The organism is Haloferax sp. AB510 (assembly GCF_024136985.1).
GTDB lineage: Archaea > Halobacteriota > Halobacteria > Halobacteriales > Haloferacaceae > Haloferax.
In genome coordinates this window covers 1-21,151 of record NZ_JAMYJY010000068.1, presented here as the reverse complement: position 1 = coordinate 21,151, position 21,151 = coordinate 1, and the positions used below count along the sequence as shown (strand labels likewise).

The window sequence follows — 21,151 nt, the reverse complement described above, 5'->3', positions numbered from 1 at the left end:
CCGGACGGCGACGACGACGCGCCCCGCGCGGTGCCATCGACGGCACGGCCATCATGCTCGCGGCCGCGAAGGCGAGCGTCCCCGCAAGCAGCCTCCCGCTGTTGCTCGACCGGGCGCAGGCGTACCTCGACGGGCGGGCGACCGAGTACGCACAGGGGTTCGAATGCGTCCACGAGGACGACGAGACGGCGGTGTTTCTCGTCCCGCTGGGCCACTGGGACACGAAGGGACTCGACCTCGACTTCTCGCACCGCGAGGTCGACGCGGTCCGCCGGGCGCACGCCGAACACCTCCGACGTGTCGGCGCGGACGCCGACCGCCGCGACGAGTTCGAGACGGCGCTCGAAATCCGTGAGGTCGCCGTTGTCAGGCGGTAGGCCGAAAAGCCGGCAAACCGCCCGACGATAGACGGCTATTTCGGGGGCCGCGACCTGCTACCGACAGATGCCAACCGTTTCCTCCGACCTCCTCGACGGCGTCCGGGCCGCGGGGCCGCTCCAACTCGGTATCGCGCCGTTCGGCCTCGTCGCGGGCGTCGCGGCCGTCGAACAGGGGCTGTCGGTCACGCACGCCCTCGGCTTTTCCAGTCTCGTCTTCGCGGGCGCGTCACAACTCGCCATGATAGAACTCCTCGGCGCGGACGCGCCGCTGGCAATCGTCGTCGGCACGGCGGTCGTCATCAACCTCCGGACGATGATGTACTCGGCCTCTATCGCGCCGTACTTCCGCGACCTGAGCGCCCGGTCGAAGGCGCTCGCGTCGTACCTCCTGACCGACCAGGCGTACGCGGTCTCTATCGCCCGCTACGGCCGCGACGGCGAGACCGACCGCTTCGCGTACTACGTCGGCGCGGGCGCGTCGCTGTGGTTCGTCTGGCAGGTGACGACCGTCGCCGGCGCGCTGCTCGGCTCCGGGCTCCCGCCCGAGTGGGGTTTCGACTTCGCCGCACCGCTCGTCTTTCTCGCCCTGCTCGTCCCCACGCTGAAGGACCGCGCGTCCGGCGCGTCGTGTCTGGTCGGCGGCCTCGTCGCTACCGGCGTCGTCGTCGCGGGCGTCCCGTTCCACCTCGACATCATCGTCGCGGCCGTCGTCGGCGTCCTCGCCGGCCTCGGCGTCGAATCCCTCGGAGGCGATGCCTGAATGCCGACCGGCTACGACTCGGCGACCGTCTGGCTCGTCATCGCCCTCGCGGGCGTCCTCACGTTCGCCATCCGCGGGTCGTTCATCTACCTGTTCGGCCGCATCGACGACGTGCCGCCGGCGGTCGAGTCGGCGCTTGAGTACGTCCCCGCGGCCGTGTTCGCGGCGCTCGTCTTCCCCGCGCTCCTCGCGCCCACCGGCGACCTCGCGGTCTCCGTCGGCAACGAGAAACTCATCGCCGGCGCGCTGGCCGCGCTCGCCGCGTGGTACACCGAGCGCGTGCTCGCGACCATCCTCGTCGGCATGGGCGCGCTCTGGGTTCTCCGGTTCGTCGTCTGAGCGCCGCCAGCCCTGTTCGTTGACCCGTCGCCTCCCCCAAGATACTCGTCTCGTGGGCGACCACGACCCCACGCATGCCCTCCTCGCTCCCGCGTCTCTACTCACTCCCCCGCGACGACGAGGGTCGCGCCCTTCTCCCGACCGGGTTCGCCGCCGGCGTCGCCGCGTTCGTCGCCGGCACGCTCGCGGTCGCCGGCTGGCTCGCCCTCGCCACCGACGGCTCGTTTTCGACGCTCGACGCCGCGACCGAGATGACCGCCGGAAAACCCGTCCCGTCCGTGTTCGTCCCCGTCTGGACGTTCGGCGGCGCGATGGGCCTGCCCGTTCGACTCGTCGAGACGACCGGCTCCAGTCGCGCGGTCGTCCTCCGAAACCTCGTCGACGGGTTCGACGGCGCGGCCGACTCGTGGTACTGGCTTGGCGCACTGCCGCCCGCCTGCGTCTTCCTCGCGGGCATCGTCACAGCGCGCCTCGCGGCGTGGTCCCGACGCCCCGCAGAGGGATTCGTCACGGGGTCGTCGGTCGCGCTCGGCTTCGCCGCCGCAGTCGCCGTCGCCGCGCTCGTCGCTCGCGTCGGCCTCGGCGACGTGCCCCCGAACGCGGACGGGTTCGTCCGCATCGGTTCGACCGGGTTCCACCCGACCGACCTCGACGGGGACTCGGTCGGCCTCCCGCTTTGGGGGGCGTTCTCTGGACTGGTGTTCGGCGTCGTCTTCGGCGGCCTCGGCGGGGCGGTGGCGTCGCTCTCCCCGTTCCGATAGTCGGCGTCGGCCCCAGAAGATATTCACCGATCTGACAACGTGGAACGCCTATGTCCCGGCGACTCGTCGCATCGGTCTTCGCGCTCCTCGTCGCCGTCTCGCTCGTCGGCGCGCCGGTGACGATGGCCGACTGGTCGGAGCAGGTGTCTCTCTCGGCGTCGAAAATCGACGCGTCGCAGGTCCGAGACGAGACGCCCGTGCTTCGGTACGACGAACTCGACGCCGACGCACAGGATGCGGTTCGGCAGGCCATCGAATCGCCAGACGGCTCACACATCGTCTACGGCGACGAGGACTGGCCAGACCGCTTTTTCTACAGCGACTACACGGCCCCGGGACAGGGGTTGTACGCTGTCGTCTACGAGGGCGACTACTACCGGCTCTATACGTTCGCCGGCGGCGGATTCCCGGTGGTTTACTGGGTGTACGAACTTCCGTTCGTCGCCTACGGCCTCGCGCTCGGACGCGTCGGGGCGCGAACGTACCGCGGGGAGGGTTCGGTTCGACTCGCCGTCGGCGCGGCGGTCGTCGGTGCCGCGTTCCACCTCGTCGGGCCGGTCGTCGACTTCCCACTCGTCTCTCCGACGGCGTTCATCGGACTCGGCGTCGTCGCCGCCGCGGCGCTCGTCGGCGGACTCGCCGCTACTGGGGTTCGTAATCGGTCGAAAAATGCGTGAGTCGAGTGGGTGTCGACCGCGACCGGGTCGGACCGGGTGGTCGTTCCAGTCGTCGGCTCAGTCGTCGGCGGGTGCAGGCGAGTCGCCGCGGGAGACGCCCGTGCCGGGGCCGATGTCGATACCGAGTTCGTCGAGACGCTCGTCGGGGACGACGCCGTCGACCCACTGGCGGCGGGCGTAGTACTCCTCTTTCATCTCGTCGAGTTCGCACAGCTGACCCTCAGACGCGCCCTGTCCCGGCATCGCCTCGTCGCCCTCGACGAAGCGTCCCGGCAGCGAGTCGTCGGAGCCGTCGAAGCCGGCGAGGTTGTTGTAGTACCGCTCTAACGTGTAGATGCGGTCGCCGGTTTCGAGCAGTTCCTCTTCGGTCACGTCGCGGCCGGTCATGCCGTTGTACTGCAGGACGTACTCCTCGATGCCCTCCGCGAACGCGTTGAACTTGCAGATGTCGAACGAGTCCGAGATGGCGTGCATGTCCTGGAACAGCGCCACGAGCTCGCCCTTGCCGCGCCACTCGTGGGGGTCGTGCTTCTCCGGGATGCCGAGAATCTCGGCGGACGGCGTGTAGCCGCGGAGGTGGCACGCGCCGCGGTTCGAGGTGGCGTAGCCGATGCCCATGCCCTTCATGCAGCGCGGGTCGTACGCCGGGATGGTCTGGCCCTTGACGGCCAGCGAGTTGTCGTGGGCGTCGAAGCGCTCGGCGAGGCCGTTCGCGCCCTCCGCGAGGGCGTCTGCGAGGTCGCCGTCGCGGTTCGCGACCTCGGTGATGAGGTCGATCATGCGCTCGGTGTCGCCCCAGTCGAGCTGTTCGCTCAGCCCGTCGAGCTTGCCCTGCTCGGACATCTCCATCGCCATCGCCATCATGTTGCCCATCTCGATGGTGTCGACGCCCATGTCGTTACAGCGGTCGATCATGACGGCGATTTCGTCGCGCTCGGTGTGTCCGGAGTTCGGGCCCAGCGCGTAGGCGGACTCGTACTCGTAGGACTCGCCGCGGACGTTCAGCTCCTCGCCTTTGTGCATCACCGACACCTCGACTTCCTTCTTACAGGCAACCGGGCAGGAGTGACACGTCGGCTCGTCGACGAGGATGTTCTCGCGGACGTTCTCGCCGGAGACGCGTTCGGAGTCGATGTCTGCGCCCTCGGCGTCTCGCATCGCTGCGGTCGAGGTGTACTTCCCGTTTTTCGTCGGGAGGCCGTCGAGCTCTTCGCCCGCGTTCATCAGGACGTTCGTCCCGTACAGCGACAGGCCGCCCTCGTTGGGCGCGGTGACCTCGGACTCGCGGATGAGCTGCATCGCCTGCTGGTAGCCCTGTTTGAACGTGTCGGCGTCGGCGGGTTTCGGCATCCGCGTGCCGGACTTCACGACGATTGCCTTGAGGTTCTTCGAGCCCATGACCGCGCCCGTGCCGCCGCGGCCGGACGCGCGGTCGTCCTCGTTGACGATACAGCCGAACTTGACCTCGTTCTCGCCGCCGGGGCCGATGGCCATTATCGAGAGGTTCTTGCCGAGGCTCCCGTCGACTTCGGCTTCGAGTTCGGAGATGGTGTCGTGGACGCCCCAGCCCCAGATTTCACGGGCGTCGCGGAGCGTCACTTCGCCGTCTTCGACGATGGCGTAGCTCGGGTGTTCGGCCTTGCCCGTGAACAGCAGGCCGTCGAGGCCGGACCATTTGAGTCGTGCGCCGCTCCAGCCGCCGTGGTGCGAGTCGGTGACGGTCCCCGTGAGCGGGGATTTCGTCACGACCGCGATTCGACCGCTCATCACGGTCTGCGTGCCGGTGAGCGGGCCGGTCATGAACGCGAGGAGGTTGTCCGGCCCCAGCGGGTCCACGTCCGGTCCCTGGTCGAAGACGTATTTCACGCCGAGGCCGCGGGCCCCGATGTACTTCCGCGCGTCCTCGTCGTCGATTCCCTCGTACGCGATGTCGCCGGATGACAGGTCCACCCGAGCGACCCTGTCATGATAACCACCGAGTTCAGTCATTGTAATCCTCGTTGATTATATACGGCCGCTGTCGGGTTAGTGATTCCCACCTCAATGTAACTGTTCGAGGTTACCCCGTCGCGGACCGACGCGGAACCGTCAGGGGATTGCGGCAACCCGTGCGACTTATCCCGGTTGCGGGCCGGCAACCCGCAACGAGACGGTTCCGGTGGCATCGACGACGACGCTCGCGGGGCCGCGCGGCGGGCACGACCACCACGTTCCCGAGACCGCCGCCCCGGTTTCGAGGGTCGCCGACAGGGCGTGCGCTCCGGAGGCCGTCACGGGGACGAGTTCGCGGACTTCGCCGGGGTCGAGGGCGAGCACGCGGTCGAACGACTCGCCGCCGCTCGCGGCGTCGACCCGGAGCGAGACCCGGTGCGGTTCGTCGTCGCGGTTGGCGACCGTGAGCGTCGTGTTCGCCGGACCACAGCCCGTCGCTCCGCTCGACACGTCGATGTACTTCGTCGGCTCGTCGGGCACCGGCCACCCCGTCTCGACGCGTCGCTCATCGGTCTCGACGGCGACGCGGTAGTCTCCGCTTCGGTACGTCACCGGAATCGATAGCCTCGCCCCCGACGGGACCCGGTACGCCTGATCGACGAGCACCGTGTCCCCGAGGTCGATGCGGAGTCGAGCGGTCGTCTCGGGACCGGGGTTCTCCACGACGACGCCCGCGGGTGCGTACCACCGCGCGGAGCCGTCGCCGACGAGCGGGAGGTCGATCCTCGGCCCGTCGTCGGGGACTGCCGCCGCGAGCGAACACTCTCCTCGGGCGTCGCACGAGACGGTCCGCCAGAACTCCGCGCCATCCCGACCGAGGACGACCTCCAGCCCCTCGAACGCCGCGTCGACGACCCATCCCGACCGGGCCCGCAGGCCGGTGTCCGTCTCGACGAGCACCGCCGTTTCCCCGGTCGGGACGGCGACCGAGAGCGCCGTCCGTTCGCCGGGGAGCAGGTCGCGGTTCTCGAAGAACACGTCGCGGTCGCCGCGGACGCCGACGACGGTCGTGAACACCGGGTCCGGCGTCGGGTTCCAGAGCGTCAGCGACCGCTCCACGCGCGCGTCGGCCGTCGGCGTCTCGGTCGGTGCGTCGGTCCCCTCCTCGGGGGTCGGCGTCTCCGTCTCGCCCTCGGGCGTCCCGCACCCGGCGACCCCGGTGAGGCCGCCCGCGAGAAGCGAGAGCAGCGTGCGGCGCTCCATGGGCCACCTACGGGGGCGACGCATATGAACGTCTGTCGCTGCGGTGCCGCGTTCGACCGTCGTCGCCGCTGCCGGTCGCGGCTCCGACCTCCAAAACAGCTATTTCGTCGGGGGTCAGTCGTTTCCACGAACCAGATGGGACTCGACAGTTTTCTCGGCGCGATTGACGCCGCGAGTCGGTCGCTTTCGGTGGTCAATCGCTCGGCTCCCGACCCCGTCCAGCGGATGCTCGAAACCACGTTCGCCGACCAGCCGGTCGATGTCGACGAACTGTCGGACGACGCGCACGGCGACGACGTGGTCGTGCTCACCGAGCAGACGCCCGAGGGACAGGAGGCCGTCGCGACCTCGCCGCTGGAGGAGGTGATGAACACCGTCCTCCTCGTGAACTCGGACCTCTACAAGACGGGCCAGACGAAGCTCGACGAGTTCGAACTCCCGTCGGTGCTCACGCGGCTCGACGACGTGCCGTTTTCCCTCCGCGGCTATCCCGAGTCCGACAAGGAGAAACTGCTGCTTGTGGCGATTTCGCGATACATCGAGCGGCACGCGTGGCGCGCCCGCAACGGCCGGCTCCGGTCGTCGTTCCAGCGGCTCTCCCGCATCGAAGACGAGCGCGGGACGCGAGCGGTCTACCAGAAGGTCGCGTCGACCGACGTACAGACCCACATTTACGGGATTCCCGACTGGACCCCGCCGTCTAACTCCGACCTCCTGACCCACGGCGGCTACACCGAGGACTTCTACGACTCGTGGTTCGTCGTCTACACGCCGCCGGAGGGTGGGCCGGTCGGAGCGGTCGAGTCGGACGACGGGATCGACAAGGAGACTCCGAGCGACGGGCGAGATATCGACGGTGTGAGCCCGGGCCAACCCGTCGCTCTCCTCGCGCTCGAAACCGAACCGAAGCGCTGGGAGGGCTACTGGACGTTCCGCCCGTCGCTCGTCGCCGACATCGACCGCTACATCTCGCGGAACATGTGAGGGTCGGCGGCCGCCGCCGCCCGCCGCCGAAGCCAGACGAAGCCGCTTTACGCGCCCGTCCGATACGGGTATCCAATGAGTAAGCCGAGCCCCGAGGTCTACGAGCGGGGACGCGGGATGGACGCGCACAACAAGGTGATGCGCGACATCCGTTCGCGGAAGCAGAAGACCTACGACCCCCACGAGCCCACCCGGGTGTGGATAGACGAGGACAACACGCCCGACGGCGTCTACGACTCGCTGACGATTATTCTCAACACCGGCGGCTGCCGGTGGGCGCGCGCCGGCGGCTGTACCATGTGCGGCTACGTCGCCGAGTCCGTCGAAGGCGGCACCGTCGCCCACGAGGCGCTGATGGACCAGATCCAGGTCTGTCTCGACCACGAGGCCGAGGAGATGGACGACGGCGAGCAGGCCGGTCTCATCAAGATTTACACCTCCGGCTCGTTCCTCGACGAGCGCGAGGTGCCCGCCGAGACCCGCGACGCCATCGCCGAGACGTTCGCCGACCGCGAGCGCATGGTCGTCGAGTCGCTCCCGGACTTCGTCACGCGCGAGAAACTCGCCGACTTCACCGACCGCGGCCTCGAAACCGACGTGGCAATCGGCCTCGAAACCGCCACCGACCGCGTCCGCCACGACTGTGTGAACAAGTACTTCGACTTTGCCGACTTCGAAGACGCCTGCGAGGAAGCCGCCGCGGCCGGCGGCGGCGTCAAGGCGTACCTCCTGATGAAGCCGCCGTTCCTCTCGGAACCCGAGGCGCTCGACGACATGAAGTCCTCTATCCGCCGGTGTGCGGCGGTCGACAACTGCCACACCGTCTCGATGAACCCGACGAACGTCCAGCGCTACACGATGGTCGACGAACTGTTCTTCAACGGCGGCTACCGCCCGCCGTGGCTCTGGTCGGTCGCCGACGCGCTCCGCGAGACGGCCGACGTGGACGCCATCGTCGTCTCCGACCCCGTCGGCGGCGGCCAAGAGCGCGGCGCGCACAACTGCGGCGACTGCGACGAACTCGTGTTCAAGGCGGTCAAGGACTTCAACCTCCGGCAGGACCCGAGCGTCTTCGATCAGGTGTCCTGCGACTGCGAGGCGACGTGGGAGTTCGTCCTCGACAGCGAGACGAGCTACAACATGCCGCTGGTCAAGTAAGCCCGCGCACTCGCCGACTTCGCTTCGTCCACGACTCTCCGACCGTTCGTCCACTATCTCGCTTCGTTTTCACCGATTCGGCCGCGTTAGGGGGTGCTATCCGAAAGTAACAGGTTCCTAACCGTTGGATAGGATATTCGTATCAAAGAGGGTGTGAGTCGTTGTCATATTCGGTGGTTCGGACGTGTCCATCCGAGCCGCCCGCCATCATGACGAAACACACGTACAAGACCGTCTACTACGCGGATGGGTGGTTCGAGATTCGCGAAGAGGAGAACGCCGAGGCGTGGATCGCCACGGACGCTCCCTGCGCTCTCGCCCCATAGCACGCGGTACGCGGGTCGGAAACCTCGACACTCCAACATCGCTCATCGTGTACGCCGCTACGTTCGCCAACCGACCCCGTGCCGCCCGCCACCGCGGCGGACGGTCTTTTTATACCCTATCCCTCGAAGCCCGCCAGCACACCCCGACCGTCGGTGTTGCCGAGCTGCGGTAGCGACGCCCGCTCGGGGTGCGGCATCAGCACCGCGACGGACTCGCTGTCGCCGAGGACGCCCGCGACGTTGCCGAGCGAGCCGTTGGGGTTCGCCTCGTCGGTGACGTTGCCGTCCTCGTCGCAGTAGCGGAACAGAATCCGGTCGTCGGCTTCGAGCTCCTCGTAGCGCTCGGCGTCAAGTTCGAAGCGACCCTCGCCGTGGGCGATGGGGAGTTCGATGACCTCGCCTTCCTCGTACGCCGCGGTCCAGCGCGTGTCGGCGTTCTCGACGCGGAGGTAGACGTGTTCGCACTGGAAGCGGGCGCTCGCGTTCGTCGTGAACGCGCCGGGAGTGAGCCCGGACTCGCAGCCAATCTGCGCGCCGTTGCAGACGCCGAGGACGGGGACGCCGTCTTCGGCCGCCTCGCGGACCGACTTCATGATGGGCGAGCGGGCGGCCATCGCGCCGCCGCGCAGGTAGTCGCCGTACGAGAAGCCGCCGGGGAGGACGATGCCCGTCGTCTCCTCGGGGAGCGGGTCTTCGTGCCAGACGCGCTCTGCCTCGAAGCCGAGGTCGGAGAGTGCGCGCACGGCGTCGCGGTCGCAGTTCGAGCCGCCGAACTGCACGACTGCGATCATCTCAGGCCTCGGCGACCGCGACCTCGTAGTCGTGGATGGTCGGGTTCGCCAGCAAGCGTTCTGCCATCTCGTCGGCGCGGGCCTCGGCCTCGTCGGCGTCGGCCGCGTCGAGGTCGACTTCGTACCGTTCGGTAAAGCGCAACGCGTCGAGTTCGAACCCGAGTCGTTCCAGCGCGCGCTTCGTGGTCTCCGCCTCGGGGTCGAGCACGCCACGCTTGAGGCGCACCGTCACCGTCGCGGTGTAGGTGGTCATCAGGTGGCGATGCGTGGTGATGTGCAAAAACGGTTTTGGGTCGTGTTTGATATACACGAATGTGTGTACTGTTTTCCGAACCGGCGACGACACCGGCAGAGACCACGCTACGTCGTGGACGCGACAGTTCTCACTAGCTGACGGCGCGCCGCGGACGCGTCTCAACAACTCTTTTGATTACACGCCTCAACCATTTATTATTTTATATAATTATATAAAAGATAATTACATATATGATATATGATAATGATTTTTATGCCCCCGATGGAGACGCTATCCCACGCATGGCAATCGAGTTCGCACAGAGTCCGCTCTTGACGTTCGTCGTCGGACTCGCGTTGGTCGTGTTGTTACTGGTCGTGTTAGACCTCCCTGCGTTCGTCGGGTTGGCGATAGCCGCGTTCGCAGTCGGCCTCGTCAACGCGGCGTTCGTCCCCGACTTCGCGCTCGCCGACGCGGCGACGCGGACGGCCACGGCGTTCGGCAACGGGATGGCCGGCATCGGGATTCCCATCCTGATGGCCGCCATCATCGGGAAGTCGATGCTCGAAAGCGGCTCCGCCCAGCGCATCGTCCGCTCCTTCCAGTCGCTCGTCGGGAGAGAAAACAGCGACATCGCGCTGTGGGGAAGCAGTACGGTGCTCGCCATCCCCGTGTTCTTCGACAGCGTGTTCTACCTCATGGCTCCCCTCGCGCGGTCGATGCGGGCGCGGATGGGCGACAACTACGCGCTCTACCTCGTCGTCGTTGGGGCCGGCGCGGCGACGGCTCACGTGTTCATCCCGCCGACGCCCGGCCCGCTCGCGGTCGCCAGCGAAATCGGGGCCGACATCGGCACCACGATGCTCATCGGCGTCACCGTCGCCGTCCCATCGGCCACTATGGGCGGCCTCGTCTACGGCCGCTGGATTAACCGCCATCTCGACATCCCCCTCCGCGACGCGATGGGGACGACCACGGAGGAACTACAGGAGCGCGCCCAGCGTGACGTGTCGTCCCTGCCGAACTTCCTCGAAGCCACCGCGCCCATCGTCATCGCCGTGGCACTCGTCGGCTCGCTCACCGTCGTCAACGCCCTCGAAGGCGTGACGGTGGCCGAACCGTTCCAGCCGCTCGTCTCGTTCATCGTGGACAACCGACCGTTCGTCGCGTTCATCGGCGACAAGAACGTCGCGCTGACCGTCGCCGCGCTCGCCGCGGCTTACACGTACTACCGCTGGTCCGACCTCTCGCGGTCCGACTGGGAGGACGAACTCACCGAGGCGCTGAAAAGCGGCGGCAACATCGCGGCTATCACCGCGATGGGCGGCGCGTTCGGCGCGCTCCTCGCAGCCTCCGGAATCGGGTCGTACCTCGCCAACGGACTCGAAGGCTTCGGCATTCCGCTTCTCGTGACGGCGTGGCTCATCGCCGCCATCGTCCGCATCGCGCAGGGCTCTGCGACCGCGGCGATGCTCACGGCCGCCGGCATCATGGCCCCGCTCACCGGTCAGCTTCCGGTCCACACCGCGTATCTGGTGATGGTCATCGGCGCGGGCGGCAACATCTGCTCGTGGTACAACGACTCCGGCTTCTGGCTCGTCAAGGAAATCGGCGGCCTCACGCAGATGGAGACGCTGAAGACGTGGACCGCGCTGACGACGATTATCTCCGTGACCGGTCTCGTCGTCGTCCTCGTCGTCTCGTCGATACTGCCGCTGGTGTAGGCGGCCTCGCGTTCACGTCGGCTTTTCCTTTTCGCGGGTGATTCACGGTCGTTCCCGAGGGATTCGCTTGCGGAGAACGACAGCGGTTTACCGTTCGCCGACGCAGGACGGTGTATGTTCAGCTTCGAACAGCTGGAGGTGACGGTATGACTCGCGAACTCACCGAAATCACGGTCATCGGAGGAGACAAGACCGGACTCATCGCGAACGTGACCACCCTGCTGTTCGAGCGCGGAATCAACGTCGAGGACTTAGACCAGGCGGTCCGCGAGGGAATCTTCCGGATGACCCTCCACGCCGACACCTCGGAGATGACCTGCTCCCGCGACGAGCTTCGGGCGGCGCTGTCCGACCTCGGCGACGACCTCGGCGTCGACGTGCAGGTCCGGTTCCCCTCGGACCGCGAGACCCGCGAAATCGCCGTCCTCGTCACGAAGGAGTCCCACTGTCTCGAAGCGCTGTTCGAGGCGTGGGCCAACGACGACCTCGGCGCGGAGATTTCGGTCGTCATCGGCAACCACGACACGCTCGAACCGCTGGCGAGCCACTACGACGTCCCCTTCCACGACATCGGCGACCAGAAGGGCACCGCCAACGAAGAGCGCCTGCTCGACCTCCTCGAACAGTACGACGTGGACCTCATCGTCCTCGCGCGCTACATGCGCATCCTCGGCCCGAACGTCGTCTTCCGCTACGAGGACCGCATCATCAACATCCACCCGTCGCTGCTCCCGGCGTTCCCCGGCGCGGCCGCCTACCGGCAGGCGAAAGAAGAGGGCGTCCGCATCGGGGGCGTCACCGCCCACTACGTGACGACCGACCTCGACCAAGGGCCGATCATCACCCAGCGCGCCTTCGACGTGCCCGACGACGCCACCATCGACGACATCAAAGAGCGCGGCCAGCCGCTGGAGGCCGACGCGCTCCTCGAAGCCGTGAAGCTTCACCTCAACAACGACGTGTCGGTCCACCGCGGCCGCACTAGCCTCCGCGAGAGCGCCGACCCCGAGCGCTACCAACTCGGCCTCACCCGCGAGGCGCAGGCGTCGAACCCCGACCGCCCGGTCGACGGCATCATCGACGCCCTCGGCGAGCGCGAGGCGCTCGCGCCCGAACCGTCCGAGGACTGAGGTCACCGGGTCCGGCGCGGACCGCCGGACCGGCAACCTGTCGGACTAACGCTTTTCTCGGTTCTCCGCCCAGTCGGATCCATGACAGACTCTGAGCGGCAGGCCGGTTCCCCGACCCCCGACCTCGACGGCCAGCCGAACGGTCCCGGTGCCGCCCGTGCACTCGGCGAGTTCGCGCTCCGCGTGGAGGACCTTCCGACGATGCGGGCGTTCTACCGCGACATCGTCGGTCTCGGTGCCCCCGTCGGCGACTTCGACACCGCGACGTTCTTCAGTCTCGGCGAGAGTCACGCCGGCCACGAGGCCGTCTTCGCCCTCTTCGACCGAACGGACGACGCGGAGTACGAGGGCATCGACCAGACGTTCACGACGCTGGACCACCTCGCGTTCAGCATCTCGCCCGCCGACTTCGACGCCGAAGTCGCCCGCCTCCGCGACCACGGCCTCGACCTCGACTTCGCGTATCACGAGTGGGTCGAGTGGCGGTCGCTCTACTTCGCAGACCCGGAGGGCAACCGCGTCGAATTGGTCTGTTACGACTCCGACGGTGCGGCGAAAAACGAGCGAATCGAGCCGTGAGCGTGCTACGGGAGCGAGGTCACTGCGGAGTTCACCGTAACTGCCCTCGAATCTCGCCGGAGGGAGTTCCGAGGGTGTGGACGTTGACGTACGCCTCGCCGCGCTGGACGGCGTCGTACACGTCGGCTATCGACTCCCATCCACAGCCATTGTCCGCGTCCGGTTCGGTCACCGTCGCTTCCGCGAGGACGCCGTCCGGCGAGACGGGACCGCCCTCGAAGAGCGTCACCCCAACCGGCCCGTTGACGCCGTCGGGCGCGCAGTGGATGTGTGCCGCCACCACGTCGTCAACGTTGGCGACGAGCAGGGTGTAGTCGAACTCGGTTCGGTCGTCGTCGAACGCGACGGTCGCCTGTCCCTGCGCGTTCGTCTCGACCGGCGGCACTTCTTCGTCACCGCTGAGGTGCGCTCGGAACTGTCGCGCTCCGGTAGCCGAGGCGATTCGCATGACGAACCCGGTGTCGCCGAACGGAACACCGGTCTGGTTGCCGAGGACGTAGAGGTCGCCACCGGCGTCTTGGCCGAAGCCGAGGACCGCAAACCCGAGCGCGTCCAACCCGGCGAGCCGGAACTCCCGAATCCGGTCGTTCCGTTCGAGATAGAAGAGGCGGCCGCCTCCCGAGGCGGGATGGAAGTAGTCGCCGAAGATGTAGCGGCCCCGAAGCGCCGGGAGTTCGTCGCCACGGGAGACGAACCCGCCGACGACGGCGATTCCCTCGTCGTGGTCGTACGCGGCAACCGGGTCGATAACGTCCGCCGGCGCGTCCCCTGACTCGCACTCGAAGACGAACCCGGGCTCGGCCCCGTTCGGGTCGAAACAGAGCGGTCCCTCCTTTTCGCGCCAGCCGTAGTTCCCGCCTGCGACGACGATATCGACCTCCTCGACGTCGTTTTGTCCCACGTCGGCGGCGTACAACTCGCCCGTCCGCGCGTCGAAGGAGAACCGGAATGGGTTCCGGAAGCCGTACGCGTAGATTTCGTCGACGAACCCGTCGCGGTCGACGAACGGGTTGTCCGCCGGAACGCCGTACTCGCCGTTGGCGGCGTCGGTGCCACGGGGGTCGATTCGGAGAATTGTCCCGAGGACGTTCCCCGGGTCCTGTCCGTTCCCGCCGGGGACGTGTCCGACCCCTTGGTCGTCCGCTGCGCCACCGTCTCCGAGTGAGATGTACAACTTCTCGTCGGGACCGAAGTTCAGGCATCCGGCGTTGTGATTGAACTGCGGTTCGTCGACGCGGAGCACTTCACGGGCGGTCGTCGGGTCGACGACGGCGTCAGGGTTGCAGGGTTCGGGAACCTGCCACTCGCGAACGACGCTCTGGTGGTTCGGTGACTCGCCCGCCGGCATCGTCGAGAAGTCCGCGCTCCCGCCCACCGGTTCCGACGTGTACGTGTACAGGAGGCCGTTCGTGGCGTACTCCGGGTGGAACGCGACGCCGAGGAGACCGCGTTCGTCGAACGTCCCCGGGCCGCCGACCCCGAGCGAGACGAGCAGCTCGCTCAGGTCTGCGAAGACGGACTTCTCTCCCGTCTCGGTGTCCACCGACCAGAGGATACCGGTCTGGTCGGTGAGGACGAGTCGGTTGGCGAGGCCGTCGCACCCCGGAACCGCAGTCCCCCAGTTCGGTGCCGTGAGCCCGGATGCCACCATTTCGAGGCGCACGGTCTGCGGCCCCGCCTCGATGGGCTCCGGAATCGGATCTTCGAGTCGTGTCGGCTGGGTCGCCCCGACCGTCCCGACACCAGTGACCAGTGCTCCCCCCACCCCGAGTAAAGCGAGAAACCGTCGTCTCGCCACGTCTAGTGACTTCATGCCTACTGGACGGAGACTGGCCGCTTGCTTTGTTACTTGCTAACACTCGACAAAAATAGTCCGTTAATGCGAAAAAAGCCGCCGTTCGGCCGGTTATAAGTCCCGAACGCGAGCCACGGCGTCTTCGATGGCCGGCGCGTCGAACCAGTCGTGGTCGACGTAGGCGTTGGTGCCGGCGCAGTAGAGGTCCGACAGCGCCTCGACGATGTCGGCGGGCAGGTGGTCGGGCTCGACCGCGCAGTTCTCGCGCCAGTTCGGCTCGCCCGTCTCGATGGCCTCGGCCTTCGCGTCTTTCACGGCCTCGACCCACTCGGGCTGGACGCGCTTGTAGTACTGGCGGACGACCTCTTTCGAGACCTGCTGGCCGCCGTAGGAAAACCGGTTCTCGTCGAAGGTGCCGACCACGTCGCCGACTTTGACGGTGCCGTCGTGGTAGAGACACTCGATTTTGCCGTCCTCGTGGTCGAAGCCGGCCGTCTCGGCGCGCTCGGTCAGCACGTGGTTCACGGCGAGCGCGAGCTCTTCGAGGCGGTCGAGGTCGACTGTCCCGGCGATGTCGTCGGCCTCCTCGCGGGAGAGATAGCGGTCCTGTTCTTCGTACTTCGTGGAGAACTCCACGACCGGCTCGGGGAGGGAGACGGCCTCGTCGGGCCACTCGTCGGCGTCAAGACCGTAGTCGGCGGGCTCGCCGCGCCGCCGGAGGCTCGACCCCACCGGGACGGTGTTGCGGAAGACGATTTCCAGCGGGATGAGGTAGTTGTCGCCGGCGGCCTCGTGGTATGCGTCGTAGTCGTACGCGCCGTCCTCGTGGGGGAGGTCGGGCACCTGCGTGAGTTCGATGGCCATCTCCGTCGGCGGCGACTCGCACTCGCCGAGTTCCTTGACCTCGCCGTCTTCGACGACCCCGAGGTAGTGGGTCGGGACGTGGTTCACGTCGAGCAGTTCGAAGTTGTACGCGCCCATGAGACAGAGACTCGCGCCCTTGTTCGGGACGTGGTCGGGCATCTCGCCCCAGTCGAACACGGAGTAGCGGTCCGAGAAGACGAAGCGGCCCCGCCCGAGGTCGGTCGCCGTCGGCTCCTCCTCGACGCGGAAGTCCTTCACGCTGGTCATGGTCGTCCTCTGGACTCATCCCACTAAGAACCTTCCACTTCCGTGCGTATCTCGGTCGGCGACGAGTCGAATTTATGCACGAACGCGCGCACCGGGCGAATCGTATCGCTTTTTCGCGGCTGTACCCTCCGTTCGGCTATGGACGCTGCCCTCGAATCAGACGCCGCGTGGGTCGCCCGGCGACTCTGCGAGGCCGACACGGCCGTCGCCTTCACCGGCGCGGGGATGAGCACGGCCTCGGGCATCCCCGACTTCCGCGGCGACGACGGCATCTGGGAGACCGAGTTCGACCCGGCGTCGTTCCACCGCGACCGCTTCGTCAACGACCCCGCGGGCTTCTGGCGCGACCGCGTCCGCCTCCAAGAGCGCATGTTTCCCGACGGCGTCGAGCCGAACCCCGGTCACGACGCGCTTTCGGCCCTCGAATCGCGTGGTGTCCTCGACGCGGTCGTGACGCAGAACACCGACGGCCTCCACCGCGAGGCCGGTTCGGACCGCGTCGTCGAACTGCACGGCAACGCTGCGGAGGTCGTCTGCGAGGACTGCGGCGCGCGAACCGACGCCGGCCCCGCGTTCGAGACGGTCCGCGCCGGCGACGCGCCGCCGACGTGCGACGACTGCGGCGGCCTGCTCAAGCCCGGCGTCGTCCTGTTCGGCGAGCGCCTCCCCCGCGTCGCCTACAGCGAGGCCAACCGCCTCGCCGGCGACGCCGATGTGTTCCTGTCGCTCGGATCGTCGCTGACGGTCCACCCCGCGGCTGGCCTCGCCGGCCGGGCCGCCGAGGGCGGCTCGCTAGTCGTCGTCAACTTCGACGCAACGCAGTACGACGACCGCGCCGACCGGGTCGTCCGCGGGGACCTCGCGGCGTTCCTCCCCGAAGTCGAAAAACGAGTCAAACGAGTCTGAACGCGACCGCGTTGCCGCCCCGTCAGGAGTCGAACGGCTCGTCGTCGCGGTGGTTGTCGACGTTCTCCGTCTCGGCCGCTTCCTGTTCTCTCATCTCGTCTTCGGCGTCCGGTTCCTCGGCCTCGTCTGGCCGCTCGGCGTCGATCTCCTCGGACTCCTCTGGCGACGACGCGCCGGCGTCGCCGCCGCCGTCAACCGTGACGCCGTGGCCGTCGTCGTCTTCGACGCTCGGTTCGCGGTCGGTCACGTCCGCTTCGGTGTCGTCGGACATCGGGCCACTAGTTCACGTCGCCCGCGGCAAATAGGTGGTGGCCGAGTGCACGAGCGCCCGGTTACACTCACCAATCAATTGATGCTCTCTCCCCGTCATGTCGGTGCATGACTCGGTCTCCCTCGCCGGGGGCGTCGGCGGGGACGGCACCGTCCGTTCTCTTCGTCGCACCCGACCGCACACGGGCGGACGCCGTCGCGGCCGCGCTCGACCGCCACGACGTGTCCGTCACCGTCGAGTTCGACCTCGGTGCCGCGCTCGCCCGCATCGACGACCGGACGGTCGACTGCCTCTTGGTCCCGCGGCAGTTCGGCCAGCACACCGCCACCGACGTCGTCGCGCTCGTCCGCGACCACCACCCCGACGTCCCGGTCGTCCTCCTCGGCCCCAGCGGGACCGACGACGGCGGCACCGATCCGTTCGCCGCCGACCCGACCGTCCACCGCGTTTCCGATGATGTCGATGCTATCTCCTACGACCGCCTCGCGGACCGCGTCCGGGCGGCGGTCGCCCGCTACCGTAGTTCGCAGGCCCAGCGCACCGAGCGCGACATCGTCTCTCGGCTCGAACGCCGGATTCAGCGCACCGAGCGGAAGATAACGTCGCTCCACGGCGTCGCCATGCGACTCGCGTCGGCCTCCGACGCCGACGACATCTACGAGGAGACCGTCGAGGCGGCGGAGCGCATCCTGAACCTCGACATCTGTTTCGCCTTCGAGGCCGAGGCGGACCGGTTCGTCCCCCGGGCGCAGTCGTCGACGCCGACCGACCGCGAACTCCGACCGGTCCCGAAGGACGCGGGCGCGATGGGCGAGACGTTCCGCACCGGCGAGTCCCACCGCGCGGTCGACATGGAACTCCACGCGTTCGGCCGCCCCGAGTTCGGCGACTACCGCTCCGGGCTCAGCGTCGCCATCGGCTCGTTCGGCGTGTTTCAGGCGGTCTCCGAGCAGACCGGCGCGTTCGACGAAATCGACCTCGAACTCGCAGAACTGCTCGTCGCCCACACGAACGCGGCGCTCCAGCGGCTCAGCTTCGAGCGCCGGCTTCGGGTCGAACGCGACCAGTACGCCGCCCTGTTCGAGAACAGCGCCGACTGCATCATCGACTCGGAGTTCGTCGACGGCGAGTCCGTCATCCGCGCGGTCAACCCGGCGTTCGAGGCCACGTTCGGCTACGACGAACCCGAGGTCGTCGGCCGCGCCATCGACGACGTGGTCGCGCCGGACGACCGTCTCGACGAGGCCGCAAAGCTCACGGAGATGGTCCGCGCCGGCGATTTCGTCCAGACGGAGGTGCGCAGGCGAACCGCCGACGGCGAGAAGGACTTCCTCCTCCGGTCGGTTCCGGTCGGCGAGAACACCATATACGCGGTCTACACGGACATCACGGCGCGCCGAGACGTCGAACGCGAGGTCGAAGCCCAGAACCGTCGGCTCGACGAGTTCACGAGCGTCGTCTCCCACGACCTCCGCAACCCGCTTTCGGTCGCCACGGGACACCTCGACCTCGCCCGGGAAGCGGTCGACAACGACCACCTCGCGGCGGTGGCGCGGGCGCACGACCGGATGAACGCACTGACCGAGGAACTGCTCGTCCTCGCACGGCAGGGAACCGACGCGTTCGCCACGACGCCCGTCTCCCTCGCCGAAACCGCAGAGCGGTGCTGGGAGAACGTCGAAACAGGGGACGCGACGCTCGTCGTCGCGTCCGACCGGACCGTCGTCGCCGACTCGGGCCGGCTCCACCAACTGTTCGAGAACCTGATGCGGAACTCTGTAGAACACGGTTCCACAGACAACCGGACTGTGTCCGGTGACGCCGTCGAGCACGGCTCACCGTGTGACTCGGGGTCCGACGACAGCGGGCAGGACCGCGTCACCGTCACCGTCGGCGCGCTCGACGACGGCTTCTACGTCGAAGACGACGGCGCGGGCGTTCCGCCCGAACTCCGCTCGCGTATCTTCGACAGCGGCTTTTCGACCGGCACCGCCGGCATCGGCTTCGGACTGACCATCGTCTCGAACGTCGCCGACGCCCACGGCTGGACGGTCTCGGTCGGAGAGAGCGACGCCGGCGGCGCTCGTTTCGAGTTCACCGGCGTCGAAACCGAGTCCTGAAGCCGGGTCGAAGGGGTGTGGAGGTGTTCAGGCGAACTCCTCGTGGAGGTACGCGCCGAGGTAGCCGCCGAGCGCGCCAAGGCCGACGGTGTAGACGAGGAGCAAGGCGAGGCCGAACAGCGCGACGATGGCGATGCCGAGGATGCCGAGACCGAACCCGCGCGGGCCGACGCCGATGGCGAAGATGCTGAAGAAGCCGAAGACGACGATACCGAGAACGACGCCGACGAGGCTGACGAACAGTCCGGAGACCGCACCGGACTTCACGCCGAGTTCGCGGTCGCTCCCGGTTAGGTAGCCGGCGACCGCGCCGCCGAGGACGGTTGACCCCGGGAGCGGCGAGAGGACAACGCTGGCGACCGCGCCGACGAGCGCCGAAAACAGCAGGCTCTCGCGGTCGTCGCCGAGGGAGGATTCGGTCTCCGAAGACGGGGAATGTTCCATGCCCGACACAACACGGCGGGAGGGCCTAATGCTTTCTCCGCCGCGGCGTCCCGCGGTCGGTGTTCCGGTACCGCCCCGTTTTTAGGACCGTGGCGCGTTTCAAACGAGCATGACCGGTGCCGCCCACGACGACTTCGGGTTCGACCACGTCCCGGAGACAGACCAGTCGTTCGAGAACGCCTTGGCGAAGGCGCGAGCGGGCGAGCGCCTCACGGTCGACGACGGCGTCGAACTCATCACGACGGGCACCGACCGCGAGGGAATCGACCCCGAACGCAAGGAACTCGTGCTCGAAGCCGCCGACCGGCGGCGCGCCGAGATGGTCGGCGACGACGTGACGTTCGTCGCCAACCTCAACAACAACGTGACGACGGCCTGCAACACCGGCTGTCTGTTCTGCAACTTCAAGAACACCGCCCACCTGTTCGAGACCGATTCGGACGCCGATCACGGCGGCTTCACGAAGACGCCCGCCGAGTCCCGCGACATCGTCGCCGACGCGGTCGAGATGGGCATCTACGAGGTCACGTCCGTCTCCGGCCTCCACCCCGCGCTCGTGCTCGACGAGGAACACCGCGAGATTCTCGAATCTTACGACAATCCCGCCGCCGAGGTGAACTACAAGCCGCCCGAGGCGTACGACACCGACCCCGCGAGCTACGCCGAACAGCTCTCGGCGATGTCGGTCGACGGCGCGCACGTCCACTCGATGACGCCCGAGGAGGCCTACCACGCCAAGCGCGGCACCGACTGGAGCTACGAGGAGGTCTACCGCCGCCTCGCCGACGCGGGTCTCGACAGCGCGCCCGGCACCGCCGCCGAGATTCTCGTCCCGGAGGTGCGCGAGGTCATCTGCCCCGGGAAAATCGGCACCGACGAGTGGGTCGCCGGGATGGAGGGCGCGATGGAAGCCGGCCTCGACGTGACGGCGACCATCATGTACGGCCACGTCGAGACCGAGAAACACCGCGTGCTCCACCTCGACGTGATTCGGGACCTCCAGGACCGTTACGGCGGCATCACCGAGTTCGTCCCGCTGTCGTTCATCCACCAGAACACGCCGCTGTACGACCGCGGCCTCGTGACCGGCGGCGCGTCCGACGACGAGGACGAACTGATGGTCGCCGTCGCGCGACTCTATCTCGACAACGTCGACCACATCCAGTCGTCGTGGGTGAAGTTCGGGAACGCGAAGGCGCTGAAGCTCCTCAACTGCGGCGCGGACGACCTCATGGGCACGATTCTCTCCGAGGAGATAACGAAGCGTGCCGGCGGCGGCTTCGGCGAGTTCCGCTCGTTCGACGACTACGTCGACATGATAACCGCCATCGGTCGCCGGCCGGTCGAGCGCTCGACGGACTACCGGACCCGCCGGCCCATCGACCCCGACGACGGCCCGCACGGCCCGATGCTCGGCCCCCGCGCGGACGGGACGCCCCTGCTCG

Annotated in this window: 21 protein-coding genes; 13 read left to right on the top strand and 8 right to left on the bottom strand. The window is 67.7% G+C overall.

The window, feature by feature from the left end; genetic code table 11:
- From NKF06_RS13420 to NKF06_RS13400, 5 genes are all read left to right on the top strand, one after another.
- A partial coding sequence (locus NKF06_RS13420) for a hypothetical protein (protein WP_309142133.1) occupies positions 1–377 on the top strand: 377 nt, incomplete at its 5' end.
- Positions 378–444: 67 nt separating this feature from the next.
- Positions 445–1,140, top strand: a complete 696-nt coding sequence (locus NKF06_RS13415; protein ID WP_253245685.1) for an AzlC family ABC transporter permease — start codon at positions 445–447, stop codon at positions 1,138–1,140.
- Positions 1,141–1,479, top strand: coding sequence for an AzlD domain-containing protein (locus tag NKF06_RS13410; protein ID WP_253245684.1), 339 nt, complete (start codon positions 1,141–1,143; stop codon positions 1,477–1,479).
- A 74-nt stretch (positions 1,480–1,553) separates the two neighbouring features.
- Complete coding sequence (locus tag NKF06_RS13405) at positions 1,554–2,240, top strand: hypothetical protein (RefSeq protein ID WP_253245683.1); 687 nt, start codon at positions 1,554–1,556, stop codon at positions 2,238–2,240.
- 50 nt (positions 2,241–2,290) lie between these two features.
- Positions 2,291–2,917 (top strand): hypothetical protein, encoded by a 627-nt coding sequence (locus NKF06_RS13400; protein ID WP_253245682.1) that lies wholly within the window; start codon positions 2,291–2,293, stop codon positions 2,915–2,917.
- A gap of 57 nt (positions 2,918–2,974) precedes the next feature.
- On the opposite strand, the gene NKF06_RS13395 is transcribed toward NKF06_RS13400, so the two are convergent.
- Together NKF06_RS13395 and NKF06_RS13390 are read right to left on the bottom strand one after the other, a co-directional pair.
- Positions 2,975–4,906, bottom strand: coding sequence for an aldehyde ferredoxin oxidoreductase family protein (locus tag NKF06_RS13395; RefSeq protein ID WP_253245681.1), 1,932 nt, complete (start codon positions 4,904–4,906; stop codon positions 2,975–2,977).
- A 126-nt stretch (positions 4,907–5,032) separates the two neighbouring features.
- The gene (locus NKF06_RS13390) at positions 5,033–6,112 is read right to left on the bottom strand and encodes a hypothetical protein (protein ID WP_253245680.1); all 1,080 of its coding nucleotides are present in this window, start codon (positions 6,110–6,112) and stop codon (positions 5,033–5,035) included.
- A 135-nt stretch (positions 6,113–6,247) separates the two neighbouring features.
- Between NKF06_RS13390 and NKF06_RS13385 the strand changes: the two genes are divergently transcribed.
- Positions 6,248–7,096 carry a histidine kinase gene (locus tag NKF06_RS13385; protein WP_253245679.1) on the top strand — a complete coding sequence of 283 codons (849 nt, stop codon included), beginning with the start codon at positions 6,248–6,250 and terminating at the stop codon, positions 7,094–7,096.
- Positions 7,097–7,171: 75 nt separating this feature from the next.
- The gene (locus NKF06_RS13380) at positions 7,172–8,254 is read left to right on the top strand and encodes an archaeosine biosynthesis radical SAM protein RaSEA (RefSeq protein ID WP_253245678.1); all 1,083 of its coding nucleotides are present in this window, start codon (positions 7,172–7,174) and stop codon (positions 8,252–8,254) included.
- A gap of 442 nt (positions 8,255–8,696) precedes the next feature.
- Here NKF06_RS13380 and purQ read toward each other — a convergent pair whose 3' ends face one another.
- The gene (gene purQ, locus NKF06_RS13375; protein WP_007275597.1) at positions 8,697–9,371 is read right to left on the bottom strand and encodes a phosphoribosylformylglycinamidine synthase I; all 675 of its coding nucleotides are present in this window, start codon (positions 9,369–9,371) and stop codon (positions 8,697–8,699) included.
- A 1-nt stretch (position 9,372) separates the two neighbouring features.
- Complete coding sequence (gene purS, locus NKF06_RS13370; RefSeq protein ID WP_004969187.1) at positions 9,373–9,624, bottom strand: phosphoribosylformylglycinamidine synthase subunit PurS; 252 nt, start codon at positions 9,622–9,624, stop codon at positions 9,373–9,375.
- Between the two features lie 284 nt (positions 9,625–9,908).
- Here purS and NKF06_RS13365 point away from each other — a divergent pair, with 284 nt between their 5' ends.
- The 3 genes from NKF06_RS13365 (at position 9,909) to NKF06_RS13355 (ending at position 13,039) form a co-directional block, all read left to right on the top strand.
- Positions 9,909–11,330, top strand: a complete 1,422-nt coding sequence (locus NKF06_RS13365) for an SLC13 family permease (protein WP_253245677.1) — start codon at positions 9,909–9,911, stop codon at positions 11,328–11,330.
- Positions 11,331–11,476: 146 nt separating this feature from the next.
- Positions 11,477–12,460, top strand: a complete 984-nt coding sequence (locus tag NKF06_RS13360) for a formyltetrahydrofolate deformylase (protein ID WP_253245676.1) — start codon at positions 11,477–11,479, stop codon at positions 12,458–12,460.
- 81 nt (positions 12,461–12,541) lie between these two features.
- Entirely contained in the window at positions 12,542–13,039 is a 498-nt protein-coding gene (locus NKF06_RS13355; protein ID WP_058826074.1) for a VOC family protein, read from the top strand.
- Positions 13,040–13,070: 31 nt separating this feature from the next.
- Here the strand turns inward: NKF06_RS13355 and NKF06_RS13350 are convergent, their stop codons facing one another.
- Both NKF06_RS13350 and NKF06_RS13345 read right to left on the bottom strand, forming a co-directional pair.
- Positions 13,071–14,852 (bottom strand): PQQ-dependent sugar dehydrogenase, encoded by a 1,782-nt coding sequence (locus NKF06_RS13350; protein ID WP_253245675.1) that lies wholly within the window; start codon positions 14,850–14,852, stop codon positions 13,071–13,073.
- A 93-nt stretch (positions 14,853–14,945) separates the two neighbouring features.
- The gene (locus NKF06_RS13345; protein ID WP_253245674.1) at positions 14,946–15,965 is read right to left on the bottom strand and encodes a phosphoribosylaminoimidazolesuccinocarboxamide synthase; all 1,020 of its coding nucleotides are present in this window, start codon (positions 15,963–15,965) and stop codon (positions 14,946–14,948) included.
- 138 nt (positions 15,966–16,103) lie between these two features.
- Here NKF06_RS13345 and NKF06_RS13340 point away from each other — a divergent pair, with 138 nt between their 5' ends.
- A complete protein-coding gene (locus tag NKF06_RS13340) occupies positions 16,104–16,871 on the top strand; it encodes a Sir2 family NAD-dependent protein deacetylase (RefSeq protein WP_253245673.1) in 768 nt (255 codons plus the stop codon).
- Positions 16,872–16,893: 22 nt separating this feature from the next.
- Here the strand turns inward: NKF06_RS13340 and NKF06_RS13335 are convergent, their stop codons facing one another.
- Positions 16,894–17,142, bottom strand: coding sequence for a hypothetical protein (locus NKF06_RS13335; protein ID WP_253245672.1), 249 nt, complete (start codon positions 17,140–17,142; stop codon positions 16,894–16,896).
- Positions 17,143–17,249: 107 nt separating this feature from the next.
- Between NKF06_RS13335 and NKF06_RS13330 the strand changes: the two genes are divergently transcribed.
- Positions 17,250–19,262: an ATP-binding protein gene (locus tag NKF06_RS13330; protein WP_253245671.1), complete on the top strand. Its 2,013-nt coding sequence runs from the start codon at positions 17,250–17,252 to the stop codon at positions 19,260–19,262.
- A 27-nt stretch (positions 19,263–19,289) separates the two neighbouring features.
- On the opposite strand, the gene NKF06_RS13325 is transcribed toward NKF06_RS13330, so the two are convergent.
- Positions 19,290–19,706 carry a DUF5518 domain-containing protein gene (locus NKF06_RS13325; protein WP_253245670.1) on the bottom strand — a complete coding sequence of 139 codons (417 nt, stop codon included), beginning with the start codon at positions 19,704–19,706 and terminating at the stop codon, positions 19,290–19,292.
- Between the two features lie 109 nt (positions 19,707–19,815).
- Here NKF06_RS13325 and cofH point away from each other — a divergent pair.
- Positions 19,816–21,151: 7,8-didemethyl-8-hydroxy-5-deazariboflavin synthase subunit CofH (gene cofH, locus NKF06_RS13320; protein ID WP_253245669.1), on the top strand; the 1,336-nt coding region annotated here is incomplete at its 3' end.

Excerpts from the sequence above, each read along its gene's own strand:
- NKF06_RS13415 (WP_253245685.1), top strand. The coding sequence starts at position 445 with ATGCCAACCGTTTCCTCCGACCTCCTCGACGGCGTCCGGGCCGCGGGG.
- NKF06_RS13410 (WP_253245684.1), top strand. The coding sequence starts at position 1,141 with ATGCCGACCGGCTACGACTCGGCGACCGTCTGGCTCGTCATCGCCCTC.
- NKF06_RS13405 (WP_253245683.1), top strand. The coding sequence starts at position 1,554 with ATGCCCTCCTCGCTCCCGCGTCTCTACTCACTCCCCCGCGACGACGAG.
- NKF06_RS13400 (WP_253245682.1), top strand. The coding sequence starts at position 2,291 with ATGTCCCGGCGACTCGTCGCATCGGTCTTCGCGCTCCTCGTCGCCGTC.
- NKF06_RS13395 (WP_253245681.1), bottom strand. The coding sequence starts at position 4,906 with ATGACTGAACTCGGTGGTTATCATGACAGGGTCGCTCGGGTGGACCTG.
- NKF06_RS13390 (WP_253245680.1), bottom strand. The coding sequence starts at position 6,112 with ATGGAGCGCCGCACGCTGCTCTCGCTTCTCGCGGGCGGCCTCACCGGG.
- NKF06_RS13385 (WP_253245679.1), top strand. The coding sequence starts at position 6,248 with ATGGGACTCGACAGTTTTCTCGGCGCGATTGACGCCGCGAGTCGGTCG.
- NKF06_RS13380 (WP_253245678.1), top strand. The coding sequence starts at position 7,172 with ATGAGTAAGCCGAGCCCCGAGGTCTACGAGCGGGGACGCGGGATGGAC.
- purQ (WP_007275597.1), bottom strand. The coding sequence starts at position 9,371 with ATGATCGCAGTCGTGCAGTTCGGCGGCTCGAACTGCGACCGCGACGCC.
- purS (WP_004969187.1), bottom strand. The coding sequence starts at position 9,624 with ATGACCACCTACACCGCGACGGTGACGGTGCGCCTCAAGCGTGGCGTG.
- NKF06_RS13365 (WP_253245677.1), top strand. The coding sequence starts at position 9,909 with ATGGCAATCGAGTTCGCACAGAGTCCGCTCTTGACGTTCGTCGTCGGA.
- NKF06_RS13360 (WP_253245676.1), top strand. The coding sequence starts at position 11,477 with ATGACTCGCGAACTCACCGAAATCACGGTCATCGGAGGAGACAAGACC.
- NKF06_RS13355 (WP_058826074.1), top strand. The coding sequence starts at position 12,542 with ATGACAGACTCTGAGCGGCAGGCCGGTTCCCCGACCCCCGACCTCGAC.
- NKF06_RS13350 (WP_253245675.1), bottom strand. The coding sequence starts at position 14,852 with ATGAAGTCACTAGACGTGGCGAGACGACGGTTTCTCGCTTTACTCGGG.
- NKF06_RS13345 (WP_253245674.1), bottom strand. The coding sequence starts at position 15,965 with ATGACCAGCGTGAAGGACTTCCGCGTCGAGGAGGAGCCGACGGCGACC.
- NKF06_RS13340 (WP_253245673.1), top strand. The coding sequence starts at position 16,104 with ATGGACGCTGCCCTCGAATCAGACGCCGCGTGGGTCGCCCGGCGACTC.
- NKF06_RS13335 (WP_253245672.1), bottom strand. The coding sequence starts at position 17,142 with ATGTCCGACGACACCGAAGCGGACGTGACCGACCGCGAACCGAGCGTC.
- NKF06_RS13330 (WP_253245671.1), top strand. The coding sequence starts at position 17,250 with ATGACTCGGTCTCCCTCGCCGGGGGCGTCGGCGGGGACGGCACCGTCC.
- NKF06_RS13325 (WP_253245670.1), bottom strand. The coding sequence starts at position 19,706 with ATGGAACATTCCCCGTCTTCGGAGACCGAATCCTCCCTCGGCGACGAC.